This is a genomic window from Pseudomonas sp. EggHat1 (assembly GCF_014892995.1).
GTDB classification, from domain to species: Bacteria; Pseudomonadota; Gammaproteobacteria; order Pseudomonadales; family Pseudomonadaceae; genus Aquipseudomonas; species Aquipseudomonas chaetocerotis.
Genome location: NZ_JACKQK010000001.1, coordinates 263,404 through 280,177, shown reverse-complemented (window position 1 = coordinate 280,177; position 16,774 = coordinate 263,404). Strand labels below are relative to the sequence as shown.

Below are 16,774 nucleotides of genomic sequence, written 5' to 3'. Positions count from 1 at the left end.
GCGCTCGCACAGCCGGCTATCAGTCGTTGCTGACACCGATGAAGCTGTTGCGACCGAAGGGACTGATCTGGAAGCCTTTGACGCTGGTGCGCATCGGTTGGTAGACCGTGGAGTGAGCGATCGGCGTGATCGGCACTTCGCGCTTGAGAACCACCTGGGCCTGACGATACAGCTCGCTGCGTTGTTCCTGATCGGTCACGCGCTTGGCGGCGACCACCAGCTTGTCGTATTCGCTGTCGCACCACTTGGAGAAGTTGTTGCCGTCTACCGAGGCGCAGCCGTACAGGGTACCGAGCCAGTTGTCCGGGTCACCGTTGTCGCCGGTCCAGCCGATCAGCATGGCGTCGTGTTCACCTGCATGGGCACGCTTGATGTACTCGCCCCACTCGTAGCTGACGATACGGGCCTTGATGCCGATCTTGGCCCAGTCGTTTTGCAGCATCTCGGCCATCAGCCGCGCGTTGGGGTTGTAGGGGCGCTGCACAGGCATGGCCCACAGGGTGATCTCGGTACCTTCTTTCACGCCAGCGGCCTTGAGCAGCTCCTTGGCTTTCTCCGGGTCGTAGGCGGCATCCTTGATCGACTCGTCGTAGGACCACTGGGTTGGCGGCATGCCGTTCACGGCCAGCTGGCCGGCGCCCTGGTACACGGCGTCGATAATCGCTGCCTTGTTCACTGCCATGTCCAGCGCCTGACGTACTTCGCGCTGGTCGAATGGCGCACGGGTGACGTTGTAGGCGATGTAGCCGACGTTGTAGCCAGGCTCGGTCGGTACCGCGAGGTTCTTGTCGGCCTGCAGACCCTGCAGGTCGGCAGGGCGCGGGTTGAGGGTGACGTGGCATTCACCGGCGCGCAGCTTCTGTGCGCGTACCGAGGCGTCGGTGTTGATGGAGAAGATCAGGTTATCGATCTTCACCTGTTCGGGTGCCCAGTATTGCGTGTTGCCCTTGAAGCGGATCACCGCGTCCTTCTGATAGCGGCTGAATACGAATGGGCCAGTACCGATGGGTTTCTGGTTGATCTCGTCGGCCTTGCCAGCCTTGAGCAACTGGTCCGCGTACTCGGCCGAATGCACGGCGGCGAAGTTCATCGCCAGGTTCTGCACGAAGGCCGCATCCACGGCGTTGAGGGTGAAGACCACGGTCATGTCGTCGGCCTTCTCGATGCTGGCGATGTTCTTGTCCAGGCCCATATCGGTGAAGTAGGGGAACTCGCTGGGGTATGCCTGGCGGAACGGGTGGTTGCGATCGAGCATGCGCTGATAAGTGAACAGCACATCGTCGGCGTTGAAGTCGCGTGTCGGCTTGAAGTAGTCGGTGCTGTGGAACTTGACCCCCTTGCGCAAATGGAAGGTGTAGGTCAGGCCGTCTTCGCTGATGTCCCAGGAGCTGGCGAGAGCCGGTTGTGCCTTGGTGCCGCCGCGCTCGAATTCGGCGAGGCGGTTGAAGATGGTTTCCGAGGCCGCATCGAAGTCGGTGCCGGTGGTGTACTGACCGGGGTCGAAACCGCCCGGGCTGCCTTCGGAGCAATACACCAGGTTGCTGGCGTGGGCGAACGAAGCACTGGTGAGCAGTCCTGCGGTAAGCAGGGCCTTGCACAGGGGAGACATACGCATGCGAACCTCTTTTTTCTTTTTGTTCGCGCCTGGGTGCAGCGCGAGCTCGGTATGCGGTGAAGGCGGGTAGCCCACCGGGTCGAGCTCGAAATTAAGTCATGCTGAAATTGTGGTCAACAAAAATTAAGCAGCACTAACATTGCGCATGTTTGCCCTGAATTGGGGCAAAAGATCACTCGTTGGCGGGGTGATCGCCGAAAAGCGCCATGGTGGTCATGGTCAGCACCTCGGCCGGGGCATCGGCAGTATTGGCCAGGCGATGCAGCTTGCCGGCATCGAAATGCACCGAGTCGCCGGGGCCGAGGGGGTAGTCGCGACCCTCGATGGTGTAGACGATCTGCCCGCTGAGCACGTAGGAGAATTCCACGCCCTCATGCGCGATCAGTTCAGACTGATAACCCACCGGAATGTTCATCTTCACCGCGTTGATCGAGTTACCGGGAAATGAGCTGGACAGGCGCTCGTAGGCCAGCAACTGACCGCCGACGGTGTAGCGCACCCGTTCGTTGACGTGAGAATCCGGCTGCGCCTGGGTGGGCTGGTCGAACAGCACGTTGAGCGGTATGTCGAGTGACTTGGCGATGCTCGCCAGCGAGGATAGCGATACGCCGGTCAGGTTGCGTTCTGCCTGGGACAGGAAGCTGGCGGTCAAGCCGGCGTCTGCGGCTACCTGATTGAGGGTCTTGCCGGCGGCCCGCCGGTAGCGGCGCAAGCGTTCGCCAATGCGATCTGCGGTCATGGAGGTGGCTCGCTGTTCGGGTCAGCGCAGTATAGCCATGAGCTACTGGGACTTCAGCCTGATGCCGACGCGCTTTTTAAGTCCAGCTGAAAAAAACTTTGACCAGAATTTAAGTTCCACTTAAATTTTGCCGCAACCAATTGCCCGGTGACGATGTTCGTCGTGGGCGCCAGACGAGGATGCGCAGATGACACTGGGAGTGGGCGGCAGCACGCCGGAGCAGGCCTTGGCGCGCCTGCAGAACATGATGGCCGGCGCTGAGCCGATCAGCGAGGCGGAGTACCAGGTACGCATCGCCCGCGCTCAGGCGCTGATGCGCGAGCAGGATATCGCCGCGCTGTTTCTGGCTGCCGGCAGCAACCTGCAGTACTTCACCGGCGTGCAGTGGCATGCCAGCGAACGTATGGTCGGTGCGATTCTGCCGGCCAGCGGCGCACTGGAGTACCTGGCACCTGCATTCGAGGAAGGCACGGTGCGCGACTTTCAGGTGGTGCCCGGCGCGATCAATACCTGGCAGGAGCACGAAAGCCCCTACGTGTTACTTCTGAACTGCCTGAAGCGCCTGGGGATATTGCCCAATGATGGTGCGCAGCCGAAGGTAGGTCTTTGTTCTTCTTTGCCTTTTTTCATGTTCGAGGGCATTCGCCAACTGACCAGCGGTTATCGCTTCGTCGATGCCGGCAGCATCACCACGGCCTGTCGCCAATCCAAATCGCCAGCCGAAATCGCCCTGATGCAGCGCGCCAAGGACATGACCCTGGAAGTGCACAAGGCAGCTGCGAGCATTCTTCATGAAGGTATCAGCACCACTGAAGTTGCCGAGTTCATCCATCAGGCGCACCGCCGTGTCGGTTCACCTGGCTCGATCTTCTGCATCGTGCTGTTCGGTGCTGCCAGTGCCTTTCCGCATGGGGTCAAGCATGCGCAGCGGCTCAAGGACGGCGACATGGTGCTGATCGACACCGGCTGCAAGGTGCACAGTTACCTGTCGGACATTACTCGCAGCTACGTTTTCGGCACGCCCAGCGCGCGCCAGCGCGACTTCTGGAACAAGGAGAAAGCCGCTCAGCAGGCGGCTTTCGAGGCGGCCACCTTAGGGGCGCCCTGTTCGTCGGTGGACGCGGCGGCGCGGCGTAGCCTGGAGGCGGCAGGGCTTGGGCCTGGCTACAGCTTGCCAGGCCTGCCGCACCGTACGGGGCACGGTATCGGCCTGGACATTCACGAAGGACCCTATCTGGTCGGCGGCGATGACACCCCGCTGGCAGAGGGCATGTGCTTCAGCAACGAGCCGATGATCTGCGTGCCGGGCGAGTTCGGTATCCGCCTCGAAGATCACTTCTACATGACCGCCGACGGCCCGCGCTGGTTTACCCAGCCCAGTCATTCGGTGGACGATCCCTTCGGTCTGGGCGCCTAACTGCGCCCAAGTCTGACTCGGACGCCCTGCCCATCAGGGATCGAACCATGGTCGTTCATGGCACGTTCACCCTGGAATAGTTGTTCGAGCCCATCGGGCTGAGCACGAAGCCTTCGACGCCCTTGCGCAACGCTGCGAACTGCTTGGGATGGGCGAGGGCAATCCACGGCGCCTGCTCATGGAAGATCGCCAGCGCCTGGCGATACAGCGCGGTGCGTTTGCTCGTATCGGGCTCGCGGCGTGCCTGGGTTATCAGGGCATCGAAGGCCTTGTCGCACCAGCCCGCCTGGTTCTCGCCGCTTTCGGCAGCGGCGCAGGACAGATTGGGGGTGAGGAAGTTGTCCGGGTCACCGTTGTCGCCGGCCCAGCCCATGAACACCAGGTCGTGCTCGCCGTTCTTGGCACGCTTGATCAGCTCACCCCACTCGAACACGCGAATGTCGCTGCGAATGCCGATGGCGGCGAGATCGGCCTGCAGCATCTGCGCGCCGATGCCGGGGTTGGGGTTGGTCGGCCCACCACCGGGGCGGGTCCAGATCGACAGGGCAAAGCCGTCGGCGTGACCGGCCTCGGCCAGCAGTTGGCGGGCGCGTTCGGGATCGTGCGGCCAGTCGGTGAGAGTGGGGTCATGACCCCAGAGCGTCGCCGGGTAAGGTGCCACGGCCGGCGTGGCATTACCTTCGCCATACTGCGCGCGAATGTAGGCAGCCTTGTCGAACGCCAGATTCAACGCCTGGCGCACGCGTACATCGTCCAGCGGCGGGTGGCGGGTGTTGATGCCGATATAGGCAGTCAGCAGCGAATCCAGCTCCAGCACCTGCAGTTTCGGGTCGGCCTTCAGCGCCGGGATGTCCACTGGGCGCGGGTAGAGGGCGATCTGGCAGTCGCCGGCCTTGAGCCTTTGCTGGCGCACGTTGGGCTCGGGGGTGATGGCCAGCACCAGACGCTCCACCTTGGGTGCGCCATTCCAGTAATCGGGGTTGCCGCGAAAGCGTATCTGAGCGTCCTTGGCGTAGCGCTCGAAAACGAAAGGCCCGGTGCCGATGGGCGCATTGTTCAGGCGTTCGGGTTGGTTCGTTGCGAGCAGATGGTCGGCATATTCGGCCGAGTAGATCGAGGCGAAACCCATGGCCAGGTTGGCCAGGAAAGGCGCCTCCGGGTGTTTGAGGACGAAGCGCACGCGGTGCTGGTCGAGCTTGTCGATGCGCTCGATCAGTTGCGCCAGGCCCATGGCCTCTGCGTAGGGGAAGCCGCGTAGCGACAGCTCGTGCCAGGGATGCGCCGGGTCAAGCTGGCGCTGGAAGCTCCACAGCACATCGTCGGCATTGAATTCGCGGTTGGGGCTGAAATCCTGGTTGGCGTGGAATTTAACTCCTTTGCGTAGCGTGAAGGTGTAGCTCCGGCCGTCATCGGCTATTTCCCAGCTTTGTGCCAATGCCGGCACGATTTCGGTGCTGCCAGGGGTGAAGGCCACCAGGCGTTCGAACAGGGTTTCAGCCGTGGCATCGGCGGTGGTGGCAGCGGTGTATTGAACGATGTCGAACCCTTCCGGGCTGGCTTCACTGCAGACCACCAGGCTGGCGGCCTGGACCTGAGCGGTAAGCACCGCGGCCAGCAGCAGGACGCCGCGCGGAAAAAACAGGGCTGACATGGCAACTCCTTGGTCGAGGGGTGTTGGGCCTGGTTTGCGGCGGTCATGCGTAGGGTGCGCCATGCGCACCAGGTTCGGATTCTCCGAGTACGGGTTGCGCACAGCACACCCTACGCAAGCCAACCGGCCGAGGCAGCGCACTGATCCGTAGGGTGCGCGGTGCGCACCAGCTTTCAGGTTCTCCGAGTACGCGGTGCGCATAGCACACCTTACGGAGGCCGACCGGCTGGCGCAGCCCACTAGCGGGCGCCGCGCGCCCTCACTTGCCGATACCTACACCATAGAACGAGTTGATGCCGAACGGGCTGATGCGGAAGTCCTGCACTTCCTTGCGCATCGGCTGGTACACGGTGGAGTGGGCCAGCGGGGTGATCGGCACCTCACGCTTGAGGATTACCTGCGCCTGCTTGTACAACTCGGTGCGTTCGGCCACGTCGGTGGTGCGCTTGGCGGCCTTGACCAGCTTGTCGTAGTCCTCGAAGCACCACTTGGAGAAGTTGTTGCCGTCGACCGCGTCGCAGCCGTAGAGGGTGCCGAGCCAGTTGTCCGGGTCACCGTTGTCGCCACTCCAACCGATCAGCATGGCGTCGTGTTCGCCGGCCTTGGCGCGCTTGAGGTACTCGCCCCACTCGTAGCTGACGATGCGTGCCTTGATGCCGATCTTGGACCAGTCGGCCTGCAGCATTTCGGCGATCTGCTTGGCATTGGGGTTATACGGGCGCTGCACCGGCATGGCCCACAGGGTGATCTCGGTACCTTCCTTGACGCCAGCGGCCTTGAGTAGCTCCCTGGCCTTTTCCGGGTCGAAGGCCGGGTCCTTGATGTCCTCGTTATACGACCATTGGGTCGGCGGCATGCCGTTGACCGCCAGTTGCCCGGCGTTCTGGTAGACCGCGTTGAGGATGGCCTGCTTGTTCACCGCCATGTCCAGCGCCTGGCGCACTTCCAGTTTGTCGAACGGCGGGTGGGTGACGTTGTAGGCGATGTAGCCGACGTTGAAGCCGGCCTGTTCGGGCATCTGCAACTTGGCGTCCTTCTGCAGCGCCTCGATGTCGGCCGGACGCGGGAACAGGGTGACGTGGCATTCGCCGGCCTTGAGCTTCTGCATGCGTACGGACGAGTCGGTGTTGATGGCGAAAATCAGGTTGTCGATCTTCACGTCATCGGGCTTCCAGTAGTCCTGGTTGCCCTTGTAGCGGATCACCGCGTCCTTCTGATAGCGGCTGAATACGAAGGGGCCGGTGCCGATGGGTTTCTGATTGATGTCGGCGGCCTTGCCGGCCTTGAGCAACTGGTCGGCGTACTCGGCGGACTGGATCGAGGCGAAGCTCATCGCCAGGTTCTGCACGAAGGCGGCGTCCACGTCGTTGAGGGTGAAGCGCACGGTCATGTCATCGAGCTTCTCCAGCTTGGCGATGTTGCTGTCCATGCCCATGTCGGTGAAGTAGGGAAACTCGGTAGGGTACGCCTTGCGGAACGGATGCTCCTTGTCGAGCATGCGGCCGAAGGTGAACAGCACGTCGTCGGCATTGAATTCGCGGCTGGGCTTGAAGTATTCGGTGGTGTGGAACTTCACCCCGGGGCGCAGTTTGAAGGTGTAGGTCAGACCGTCGTCGGACACCTCCCAGCTTTCTGCCAGGCCGGGCTCGACCTTGGTGCCGCCGCGCTCGAACTGGGTCAGGCGGTTGAAGATGGTTTCTGCGGCGGCGTCGAAGTCGGTGCCGGTGGTGTACAGCCCTGGGTCGAAACCGGCAGGGCTGCCTTCGGAGCAGAACACCAGGTTGGCGGCGCTGGCGAGGGGAGCGCTGGCGATCAGCCCAGCGGTGAGTAAAGCCTGGAGAATGGCGTTCTTGCGCATCTTGACCTCATCGTTGTTGTGGTTGTGGTCCTTGAGGAGCCTCTTGTGGAGACCACCGCCGAAACTATGCAGGCCTTGTGCCCGAGGCAAGGGGGTTGCCGCGCGGAAAATGGTTAGCGCTACAGCGCTGTAATTTGCTGTCGCATTTATGAAAATTTTGCAGGGAAAAGATGGCGAAACGCCGTTATCTGACGATAACGGCGCTGCTTTGTTGCGGAGCGAGGTTCAGGGCATCTGCACTTCGATGACGCCGTCGGCACTGACCGTGACCTGGCTGGTACCGGCTTCGATTTGCGGTGTGGGGGCAGAATCCATCATCGCCATGCCCTTGGCTTCGAAGTTGCGCATGGCCATTGGCGGCTGGAAACCACCGGTGTTGAGGTTCAGGCTGACCAGCTTGTAGCCCTTGCCGCCAAGCGCTTCGGTGGCCAGTTGCGCGCGCGCCTTGAAGGCATTCACGGCGTCTTTGAGCATGGCATCTTCACGGGTCTTGCGGGTGTCGGTGGCGATGCTGAAATCCATGCCGGCGATCTTCATCGATTGCAGCAATTCACCGGTGAGGGTGGACAAGCGGGCGAAGTCAGCGCTTTCCAGACGTACTTCGGCGCGCTCGCGCCAGGCGGTGATCTTCTGGCCCTTGTCGTCATACACCGGGTAGCTGTTGCGGCTGCCGAGTTTGACTGCCACGCCCTTGACCTGACGGACCTGCTCCAGCGTCTTGTTGAGGGTAGTGGTGATCTCGGCGGCCAGTTTGGCCGGGTCGCTGTGCTGCGCTTCGGTATAGAGGGTGACGTGCATCAGATCGTGCGCCACTTCCTGATTGACCTCGGCGCGCAGGGCGATCTGGTTGTAACGCGCCTCGGCGGCCAGCAGGCCGGTGCTGGCCAGGCTGGCGGCGGTGAGGGCGAGGGCGGTGGCGATACGGGTCATGGTGCGCATGGTGCGGTTCCTTTTTCGATGGCCTTGTGGCCGTTTAGCGTGAAAGTCGCGTAGCGACGCCCTCATTGATGCCCTTCTCCCTCCGGGAGGCAGCTCCCGCTCCCGGCGGGAGTTCTGCATTCACCACATCCCTGTGGATCAAGGTGGCGCGAAGCGCCGGATGAGGGAGGGCATGCTGCCGGCTTTCATCATTCGGGGCCGCTCGTGGCAAGCCCGTTCCCGAGGTTAGACGAAGGCGAGTCGCGATCCGGGTTAATGCCGTGCAATTTTTTTCATCCTGCCCACCGAGCGGGCTGCGGCGAAGTGTGCGTCCGGTTGCCGCAGCGGCGGAGGGCCGCGCCAAGCTTGGTTATACTCGGCGCAACCAATGGAGTCGTCATGCTCGAACCCGTGCAGTTACTCTCCGCCAGTCGCCAGAACCTCTGGCGGCTGACCCTTATCCGTATTCTGGTGCTGGCCGCTCAGGCAGGCTCGGTCGGTCTCGCCTACAAGTCGGGCATGCTACCGCTACCCTGGTTGCAATTATCGGTCACCCTTGGCGTTTCTCTGCTGTTGTGCCTGGGTACGGCCGTGCGCCTGCGTGGCCCCTGGCCGGTGACCGAGGTCGAGTACGCCGTGCAACTGGGCTGCGACCTGATCATCCACAGCGTGCTGCTGTATTACTCGGGTGGTTCAACCAACCCCTTCGTTTCCTATTATCTGGTGCCGCTGACCATTGCTGCGGCAACGCTACCCTGGATGTTCACCATCGTCCTGGCCGGCCTGGCGTTGGCCGGTTACACCCTGCTGCTGGTGTGGACCCATCCGCTCGAGCTGCCCGCGGCGCGTGAGAGCCTGCTGGTCTACGGCATGTGGCTGAGCTTTGCCCTGTCTGCTGCGCTGATCACGTTCTTCGTTGCCAAGATGGCCGAGGAGCTGCGCCGCCAGGATGAGCTGCGCGCCGAGCGCCGCGAGGAAAGTCTGCGCGACCAACAACTGCTGGCTGTGGCCACTCAGGCTGCGGGCGCCGCCCATGAACTGGGTACGCCGCTGGGCACCATGAGCGTGCTGCTCAAGGAGCTGCGTCAGGAGTATCGCGACAAGCCGGCGCTGCAGGATGACCTGGCCCTGCTGCAGGAGCAGGTCAAACTGTGCAAGTACACCCTGCAGCAACTGGTGCGTGCCGCCGAGAATGATCGGCGCCAGGCGGTGGTGGAGCAGTCCTGTGTCGAATGGCTGGAAACGACCCTCAATCGCTGGCACCTGATGCGTCCCGAGGCCAGCTACCGCTATCAGTGTCTGGGCCGTGGCACGCCGCCGCGCATCATGCCGCCGGCCGATCTCACCCAGGCCCTGCTCAATCTGCTCAACAACGCTGCCGATGCCTGCCCGGACAAACTCGACATTCGCCTGGACTGGGACCACCAGTGGCTGCGCCTGAGCATCCGCGACCACGGTGCAGGTGTGCCGCTGGCCATCGCCGAGCAGCTTGGGCGCCCCTTCTTCACCACCAAGGGCAAGGGCTTCGGCCTGGGACTGTTTCTCAGCCAGGCCAGCGTGACCCGTGCTGGTGGCACGGTTAAGTTGTATAACCATGAAGAAGGCGGCACCCTCACCGAATTGAAGTTGCCGCGAGCCTATGGCGTGGCCTGACAAGGAAAACCCAGCATGAGCGACGAGTCCCTGTTCGAAGGCGAAGAGCAGCCCCATCTGCTATTGGTCGATGACGATCCCACCTTTACCCGCGTGATGGCGCGTGCCATGAGCCGCCGCGGTCTGCGCGTGTCTACCGCCTCCAGCGCCGAAGAAGGCCTGGCCCTGGCCAAGGACGACCTGCCGGATTACGCCGTGGTCGACCTGAAGATGGAAGGCGACTCCGGTCTGGTGCTGCTGCCCAAATTGCTGGAGCTGGACGCCGAGATGCGTGTGGTGATCCTCACCGGTTACTCGAGCATCGCCACCGCCGTCGAGGCGATCAAGCGCGGCGCTGCCAACTACCTGTGCAAACCGGCCGATGCCGACGACGTCCTCACTGCACTGCTTTCCGAGCATGCCGACCTCGACAGCCTGGTGCCGGAAAACCCAATGTCGGTGGACCGTCTGCAGTGGGAACACATCCAGCGCGTGCTGGCCGAGCATGAAGGCAATATCTCCGCCACCGCCCGTGCCCTGGGCATGCATCGCCGCACCCTGCAGCGCAAGTTGCAGAAACGTCCGGTTCGCCGCTAAGCCTTCGCACACCCAGACCCGCAGTGCGTAGGGTGGGCTTTAGCCCACCGGCAGGCTTAGGCCGTAGGATGGGCTTGAGCTCATCAACGCGGGCTCAGCGTGGGCTAAAGCGGATCGCCGCCCGGCCCGCCCTACAGCTGCGTGGCTTTTGCCCATGGCAGGAAGATGCTTAGCCAGCTAACATAGGTCGTCAGACAACCTGCTGGTGTCGTCATGCTCGCCGTCGCTGCACAAACCCTTGCCATCACCGCGCCCGTGTTCGCCATGCTGTTTCTCGGCGTGGCGCTCAAACGCCTGCGCTGGATCGATACGCCCTTCATCGACACTGCTTCGAGCCTGGTGTTTCGCGGCACCATGCCGACCCTGCTGTTTCTCGGTGTGGTCAAGGCTGACCTGGATACGGCCATGCAGCCGCAGTTGCTGAGCTACTTCTTTCTGGCCACTACTGCGTCGTTCTTCGTCGCCTGGGCCTGGGCGATCTGGCGGGTGCCGTTCGAGGATCGTGGCATCTACACCCAGGGCGCCTTCCGTGGCAACAACGGTATCGTCGGTCTGGCGCTAGCGACCAGCATGTACGGCGACTATGGCCTGTCGGTCGGTTCGCTGCTCGCCGCACTGGTGATCCTTTGCTACAACGCGCTCTCGGCGGTGGTTCTGGCCATCTACAGCCCAGGCGTGAAACCCGGCGCCAAGGCCATCGCGCGCAGCATCGTGACCAACCCGATGATCATTGGCGTGCTGCTGGCGGTGCCGATTGCCTACTGGAAAATCCCGCTGCCGCAGTGGTTCCTGACCTCGGCCGAGTACTTCGCGCAGATGACCCTGCCGCTGGCGCTGATCTGCATTGGCGGCACCCTGAGTCTGGCGTCGTTGCGCCGCAGCAGCGGCACGGCCATCGGTTCAGGGATGATGAAGATGGTCTGGCTGCCGCTGCTGAGCACCTTCGGCGCCTGGCTGCTGGGCTTCCGTGGGGCGGATCTGGCGATCCTGTTTCTCTACTTCGCCAGCCCGACGGCGGCGGCCAGCTTCGTCATGGCCCGCGCGGTGGGCGCCAACCATGAGCTGGCGGCGGCCATCATTGTCATCACCACCCTGGCGGCGGTGGTCACCACCAATATCGGTCTGCTGATACTGCAGTGGGGTGGCTGGATCTAGGGGAGGGCGCCGCAGGGTGCGCGGTGCGCACCGATGGCGGTGATGGTTGGTGCGCACAGCACACCCTACGAACGAGTGTTGTTCTGGTACTCGTCGATCACTTCCTGTGCAGCGCGGAAGGCATCGATGCTGGCCGGCACGCCGGCATACACCGCGCAGTGCAGCAGGGTTTCGCGAATTTCCTCGACGGTGCAGCCGTTGTTCAGTGCGCCGCGCACATGGCCTTTGAGTTCCTGCGGGCATTTCAGCGCGGTCAACGCGGCCAGGGTGATCAGGCTGCGGGTCGCGCGCGGCAGGCCGCTGCGCGTCCACACGCCGCCCCAGGCATGCTCGTTGACGAAATCCTGCAGCGGCTGGGTGAACTCGGTGGCGTTGCCCAGGGCGCGATCGACGAACGTGTCGCCCATCACCTCGCGGCGTACCTGCACGCCGCGATCATGGTTGTCGCTCATGCTCACACCTGCTCGCCACGCTGTCTGTGCCAGGCGCGCCCGGCGATGATCACCAGGGTGATGGCGGTAAGCGGCAGTGCGTAGCCGATCATCGCGTCACCAAAGGTCTGAGCCAGCGGGCGGCCCGTGCTGAACATCACCAGATAGAGGGTGTAGGCCACGTAGTAGCCCAGGAACAGCAGGCCTTCCCAGCGATTGATGCGATAGCCGCTGAAGAAGATCGGCAGGCAGGCGACGGCCACGGCGATCATCACCGGGAAATCGAAGGCCAGGGCGTTGGGCGATACTGCGATGGCGGCGGGCGAAACCAGAGAGGCCAGGCCCAGTACGCAGAGCAGGTTGAAGATGTTGCTGCCGACGATATTGCCCACGGCGATGTCGCGCTCGCCCTTGAACGCCGCGATGATCGAGGTGGCCAGCTCCGGCAGTGAGGTGCCGATGGCGATCACGGTCAGGCCGATCACCAGCTCGGAAAGGCCCAGCGCGCGCGCCAGTTGCACGGCGCCTTCGACCAGGAAGTTGGAACCCACCACCAGCAGGACCAGGCCGGCGATGATCAGGCCCAGGTTGATCGCCCAGGCATAAGGCTTGGGCGCCTCGTCGAGGCCGAATTCCTTGGCGAATTCGTCATCGTCGCCGCCCTTGTCCTTGCGCGCGCTATAGATCAGGAAACCGGTGTAAGCCAGCACGCCGGCGAACAGCAAGGTGCCATCGAAACGGCTCAGTTCACCATCCCAGGCCAGGCCGAAGGTGACCAGGCTGGCGCCGATCATGATGGGCACATCGAGGCGAATGAGCTGGCGCGAGACGACCAGCGGTGCGACCAGGGCTGTCACGCCCAGAATCAACAGGACGTTGGCGATGTTGCTGCCGACCACGTTGCCGATGGCCAGATCGCCGCTGCCATTGAGCGCCGACTGCACGCTGACTGCGGTTTCCGGCGCGCTGGTGCCGAAGGCCACCACGGTCAGGCCGATTACCAGTGGCGGAATGCCGAACTGTGCGGCCAGCTTGGCGGCGCCGCGTACCAGTACCTCGGCGCCGGCAACCAGCAGCACCAGGCCGGCGATCAGGTAGACATAGGTCATCAGGGTCATTGCAGGGTAGCTCCGAAAAAAGTGCGGCTAGTGTAGCGATGGCGTTTTTGGCCGCCAGGGGCGGCAGAAAGATTTTGTTGCCAATTGTTCCTCAGTCCAGCGTCTCGATCCTGACCGGCACCACGCCTGCGCGCAGCATGTCGAGGCGCACGGCGGCAGCGCGGGAAACGTCGATGACGCGACCGCGCACGAAGGGGCCGCGGTCGTTGATGCGCAGCACCACGCTGCGCTCGTTGTTCAGGTTGGTGACCCGCACCCGGGTGCCGAAGGGCAGGGTGCGATGAGCGGCGGTCAGCGCATTCTGATCGAAGCGCTCGCCGCTGGCGGTGCGCTGGCCGTGGTGGCGGTCACCGTAATAGGAGGCCTTGCCGGTTTCGCTGCTGCCAGAGCCGCCGCCGAAGGTGGAGCAGCCGCCGAGCAGGGCGAGTGCACCGAGCAGTGCACAGGCCTGTAGCCCGGATGTAATCCGGGGTAGCAAAGGTTCCCGGATTGCATCCGGGTTACGCATCGTCATATTCGCGGTCTCCATGAAAAACGCCGGGCGAGCCCGGCGTCATTGCAGCTAGCGTAAGCGAGCCGGCCTGGCTCAGCCTTCGAGCTTCTTCTTCAGCAGTTCGTTCACTTGCCCCGGGTTGGCCTTGCCCTTGGAGGCTTTCATGGCCTGGCCGACGAAGAAGCCGAACATCTTGCCGCGCTTGGCTTCATCGCTGGCGCGGTATTGCTCGACCTGCTCGGCGTTGGCAGCCAGTACTTCATCGAGCATGGCTTCGATGGCGCCGGAGTCGGTGACCTGCTTGAGGCCCTTCTTCTCGATGATCTCGTCAGCGCTGGCGCCTTCACCGGCAGCCAGGGCCTCGAAGACCATCTTGGCGATCTTGCCGCTGATGGTGTTGTCCTTGATGCGCAGGATCAGGCCGCCCAGTTGCTCGGCGGACACTGGCGACTGCTCGATCTCCAGGCCTTCCTTGTTGAGCAGGCTGGACAGCTCGCCCATCACCCAGTTGGCCGACAGCTTGGCATCGCCGCAGGTCTTCTCGACCACTTCGAAGTAGTCGGCCAGCTCGCGGCTGGCACTCAGCACGCTGGCGTCGTAGGTGGACAGGCCGAACTGGCTCTCGAAACGCTCACGCTTCTGCGGCGGCAGTTCGGGCAGGCCGGTGCGCAGTTCGTCGAGGAAGCTGCGTTCGATCACCACCGGCAGCAGGTCCGGGCAGGGGAAGTAACGGTAGTCGTTGGCTTCTTCCTTACTGCGCATGGAGCGGGTCTGATCCTTGTTCGGATCGTACAGGCGGGTTTCCTGCACCACCTTGCCGCCGTCCTCGATCAGCTCGATCTGGCGCTGCACTTCGTGATTGATGGCCTTTTCGATGAAGCGGAAGGAGTTGACGTTCTTGATCTCGGCGCGGGTGCCGAATTCCGCTTGGCCGACTGGGCGCACGGAGACGTTGCAGTCGCAGCGCAGCGAGCCTTCGGCCATGTTGCCGTCGCAGATGCCGAGGTAACGCACCAGCGCATGGATCGCCTTCACGTAGGCCACGGCTTCCTTGGCCGAACGAATGTCCGGTTCGGAGACGATCTCCAGCAGCGGTGTGCCGGCGCGGTTCAGGTCGATGCCGCTCATGCCGTGGAAGTCTTCGTGCAGGCTCTTGCCGGCGTCTTCTTCCAGGTGCGCGCGGGTAATGCCGATGCGCTTGACGGTGCCGTCTTCCAGGGTGATGTCGAGGAAGCCCTTGCCAACGATGGGTTGGTCCATCTGGCTGGTCTGGTAGCCCTTGGGCAAGTCCGGGTAAAAGTAGTTCTTGCGCGCGAAGACGTTACGTTCGGCGATCTCGGCGTCGATGGCCAGGCCGAACTGGCAGGCCATGCGCACGGCTTCGGCGTTCAGTACCGGCAGGGTGCCGGGCATGCCGAGGTCGACCAGGCTGGCCTGGGTGTTGGGCTCGGCGCCAAAGGTGGTGGCGCTGGCCGAGAAAATCTTCGATTGGGTGCTGAGCTGAGCGTGGATCTCAAGCCCGATCACGGTTTCCCATTGCATGTTCAATATCCCTCAAATGTTTTGCGGTCTGCCCCCTCTCCCGCTTGCGGGAGAGGGTTGGGGAGAGGGTGGCGGGCCATACCCTTTCCCCCGGCCCCTCTCCCGCTCGTCATGAACGAGAAGGGAAGAGGGGAGGGCTGTCTCAGAATCCTGCGGGCGTCGCTTTATGCCAGTCGCTGACCTGCTGGTACTGATGCGCGACATTCAGCAGACGACCTTCCTGGAAGTAGTTGCCGAGCAACTGCACGCCCACCGGCAGACCATCGACGAAGCCGGCCGGCATCGACAGGCCGGGAATGCCGGCCAGGTTGGCAGTGATGGTGTAGATGTCTTCCAGATAGGCGGACACCGGGTCGGCGTTCTTCTCGCCAAGCTTCCAGGCCAGGTTCGGCGTGGTCGGACCGAGGATCACGTCGACGTCCTTGAAGGCTGCGACGAAGTCGTTCTTGATCAGTCGGCGAATCTGCTGGGCCTTGATGTAGTAGGCGTCGTAGTAGCCGGCGGACAGCGCGTAGGTGCCGACCATGATGCGGCGTTTGACCTCGGCACCGAAGCCCTCACCGCGCGAGCGCTTGTACAGATCCTGCAGGTCTTTCGGGTTCTCGCAGCGGTAGCCGAAGCGTACGCCGTCGAAACGCGACAGGTTGGAGCTGGCCTCGGCCGGCGCGATCACGTAGTAGGCGGGGATCGCGTGCTGCATGTTCGGCAGGCTGATCTCCTTGACGGTGGCCCCGAGCTTTTTCAGCTCTTCGACCACGGCCATCACCTTCTCGCCGATACGCGCGTCCAGACCTGCACCGAAGTATTCCTTCGGCAGGCCGATACGCAGGCCTGCCAGTGGCTGGGCGAGGGCGGCCAGGTAGTCATCGACCGGCTGGTCGACACTGGTGGAATCCTTGCTGTCGAAACCGGCCATGGCGCCGAGCAGCAGGGCGCAGTCCTCGGCGGTACGGGCCAGCGGGCCGCCCTGATCGAGGCTGGAGGCGTAGGCGATCATGCCCCAGCGCGAGACGCGGCCGTAGGTGGGTTTGATGCCGGTGAGGTTGGTCAGCGCAGCCGGCTGGCGGATTGAGCCGCCGGTATCGGTGCCGGTGGCAGCCGGCAGCAGGCGTGCGGCTACGGCGGCAGCCGAGCCGCCCGAAGAACCGCCCGGTACGCGGCTGGTGTCCCAAGGGTTCTTCACCGGGCCGTAGTGGCTGGATTCGTTGGCCGAGCCCATGGCGAATTCGTCCATGTTCAGCTTGCCCAGGGTGACGGTGCCGGCGGCCTTGAGTTTCTCCACCACGGTGGCGTCATAGGGCGCCTTGAAACCGGTGAGGATCTTCGAGCCACAGGACGTCAGCACGCCGTTGGTGCAGAACAGGTCCTTGTGGGCGATCGGTGCGCCGAGCAGCGGGCTGTTTTCGCCGGCAGCGCGACGGGCGTCGGCGGCTTTGGCTTGTTCCAGCGCAAGGTCTTCGGTGACGGTGATGAAGCTGTTGAGCTGCGGGTCGAGCTGCGCGATACGCGCCAGCAGGCTACGGCTCAGTTCTTCGGCAGAGAATTGCTTGTCGGCGAGGCCACGGGCGATCTCGGCCAGGGTCAATTGATGCATGTCGAGCCCTTTCC

Annotated in this window: 14 protein-coding genes; 4 read left to right on the top strand and 10 right to left on the bottom strand. The window is 63.2% G+C overall.

Features of this window, described 5'->3' with window-relative positions:
* Nucleotides 1-19: 19 nt before the first annotated feature.
* The gene (locus INS93_RS01350; protein ID WP_420707267.1) at nt 20-1,609 is read right to left on the bottom strand and encodes an ABC transporter substrate-binding protein; all 1,590 of its coding nucleotides are present in this window, start codon (nt 1,607-1,609) and stop codon (nt 20-22) included.
* Between the two features lie 178 nt (nt 1,610-1,787).
* Entirely contained in the window at nt 1,788-2,354 is a 567-nt protein-coding gene (locus INS93_RS01345) for a cupin domain-containing protein (RefSeq protein ID WP_192980012.1), read from the bottom strand.
* A 187-nt stretch (nt 2,355-2,541) separates the two neighbouring features.
* Here INS93_RS01345 and INS93_RS01340 point away from each other — a divergent pair, with 187 nt between their 5' ends.
* Nucleotides 2,542-3,771 (top strand): M24 family metallopeptidase, encoded by a 1,230-nt coding sequence (locus INS93_RS01340; protein ID WP_192980011.1) that lies wholly within the window; start codon nt 2,542-2,544, stop codon nt 3,769-3,771.
* Between the two features lie 55 nt (nt 3,772-3,826).
* On the opposite strand, the gene INS93_RS01335 is transcribed toward INS93_RS01340, so the two are convergent.
* From INS93_RS01335 to INS93_RS01325, 3 genes are all read right to left on the bottom strand, one after another.
* Entirely contained in the window at nt 3,827-5,422 is a 1,596-nt protein-coding gene (locus INS93_RS01335) for an ABC transporter substrate-binding protein (protein WP_192980010.1), read from the bottom strand.
* Between the two features lie 259 nt (nt 5,423-5,681).
* Nucleotides 5,682-7,280, bottom strand: coding sequence for an ABC transporter substrate-binding protein (locus INS93_RS01330; protein ID WP_192980009.1), 1,599 nt, complete (start codon nt 7,278-7,280; stop codon nt 5,682-5,684).
* Nucleotides 7,281-7,505: 225 nt separating this feature from the next.
* A complete protein-coding gene (locus INS93_RS01325) occupies nt 7,506-8,219 on the bottom strand; it encodes an SIMPL domain-containing protein (RefSeq protein WP_192980008.1) in 714 nt (237 codons plus the stop codon).
* Nucleotides 8,220-8,597: 378 nt separating this feature from the next.
* Between INS93_RS01325 and INS93_RS01320 the strand changes: the two genes are divergently transcribed.
* The 3 genes from INS93_RS01320 to INS93_RS01310 all read left to right on the top strand — a co-directional run bounded on the left by INS93_RS01320 (nt 8,598) and on the right by INS93_RS01310 (nt 11,582).
* Nucleotides 8,598-9,851, top strand: a complete 1,254-nt coding sequence (locus INS93_RS01320) for an ATP-binding protein (RefSeq protein WP_074675904.1) — start codon at nt 8,598-8,600, stop codon at nt 9,849-9,851.
* Between the two features lie 15 nt (nt 9,852-9,866).
* Nucleotides 9,867-10,427, top strand: a complete 561-nt coding sequence (locus tag INS93_RS01315) for a response regulator transcription factor (protein ID WP_004424835.1) — start codon at nt 9,867-9,869, stop codon at nt 10,425-10,427.
* Between the two features lie 213 nt (nt 10,428-10,640).
* Nucleotides 10,641-11,582 (top strand): AEC family transporter, encoded by a 942-nt coding sequence (locus INS93_RS01310; RefSeq protein ID WP_192980007.1) that lies wholly within the window; start codon nt 10,641-10,643, stop codon nt 11,580-11,582.
* Nucleotides 11,583-11,647: 65 nt separating this feature from the next.
* Here INS93_RS01310 and INS93_RS01305 read toward each other — a convergent pair whose 3' ends face one another.
* From INS93_RS01305 to gatA, 5 genes are all read right to left on the bottom strand, one after another.
* Nucleotides 11,648-12,034, bottom strand: coding sequence for a carboxymuconolactone decarboxylase family protein (locus INS93_RS01305; RefSeq protein WP_192980006.1), 387 nt, complete (start codon nt 12,032-12,034; stop codon nt 11,648-11,650).
* Nucleotides 12,035-12,036: 2 nt separating this feature from the next.
* Nucleotides 12,037-13,131: a calcium/sodium antiporter gene (locus INS93_RS01300; protein ID WP_192980005.1), complete on the bottom strand. Its 1,095-nt coding sequence runs from the start codon at nt 13,129-13,131 to the stop codon at nt 12,037-12,039.
* 91 nt (nt 13,132-13,222) lie between these two features.
* On the bottom strand, nt 13,223-13,645 hold the full coding sequence (locus INS93_RS01295; RefSeq protein WP_192980004.1) for a septal ring lytic transglycosylase RlpA family protein: 423 nt from the start codon (nt 13,643-13,645) through the stop codon (nt 13,223-13,225).
* 72 nt (nt 13,646-13,717) lie between these two features.
* On the bottom strand, nt 13,718-15,166 hold the full coding sequence (gatB, locus tag INS93_RS01290; protein ID WP_192980003.1) for an Asp-tRNA(Asn)/Glu-tRNA(Gln) amidotransferase subunit GatB: 1,449 nt from the start codon (nt 15,164-15,166) through the stop codon (nt 13,718-13,720).
* Nucleotides 15,167-15,308: 142 nt separating this feature from the next.
* Nucleotides 15,309-16,760, bottom strand: coding sequence for an Asp-tRNA(Asn)/Glu-tRNA(Gln) amidotransferase subunit GatA (gatA, locus tag INS93_RS01285; protein ID WP_192980002.1), 1,452 nt, complete (start codon nt 16,758-16,760; stop codon nt 15,309-15,311).
* Nucleotides 16,761-16,774 lie beyond the last annotated feature (14 nt).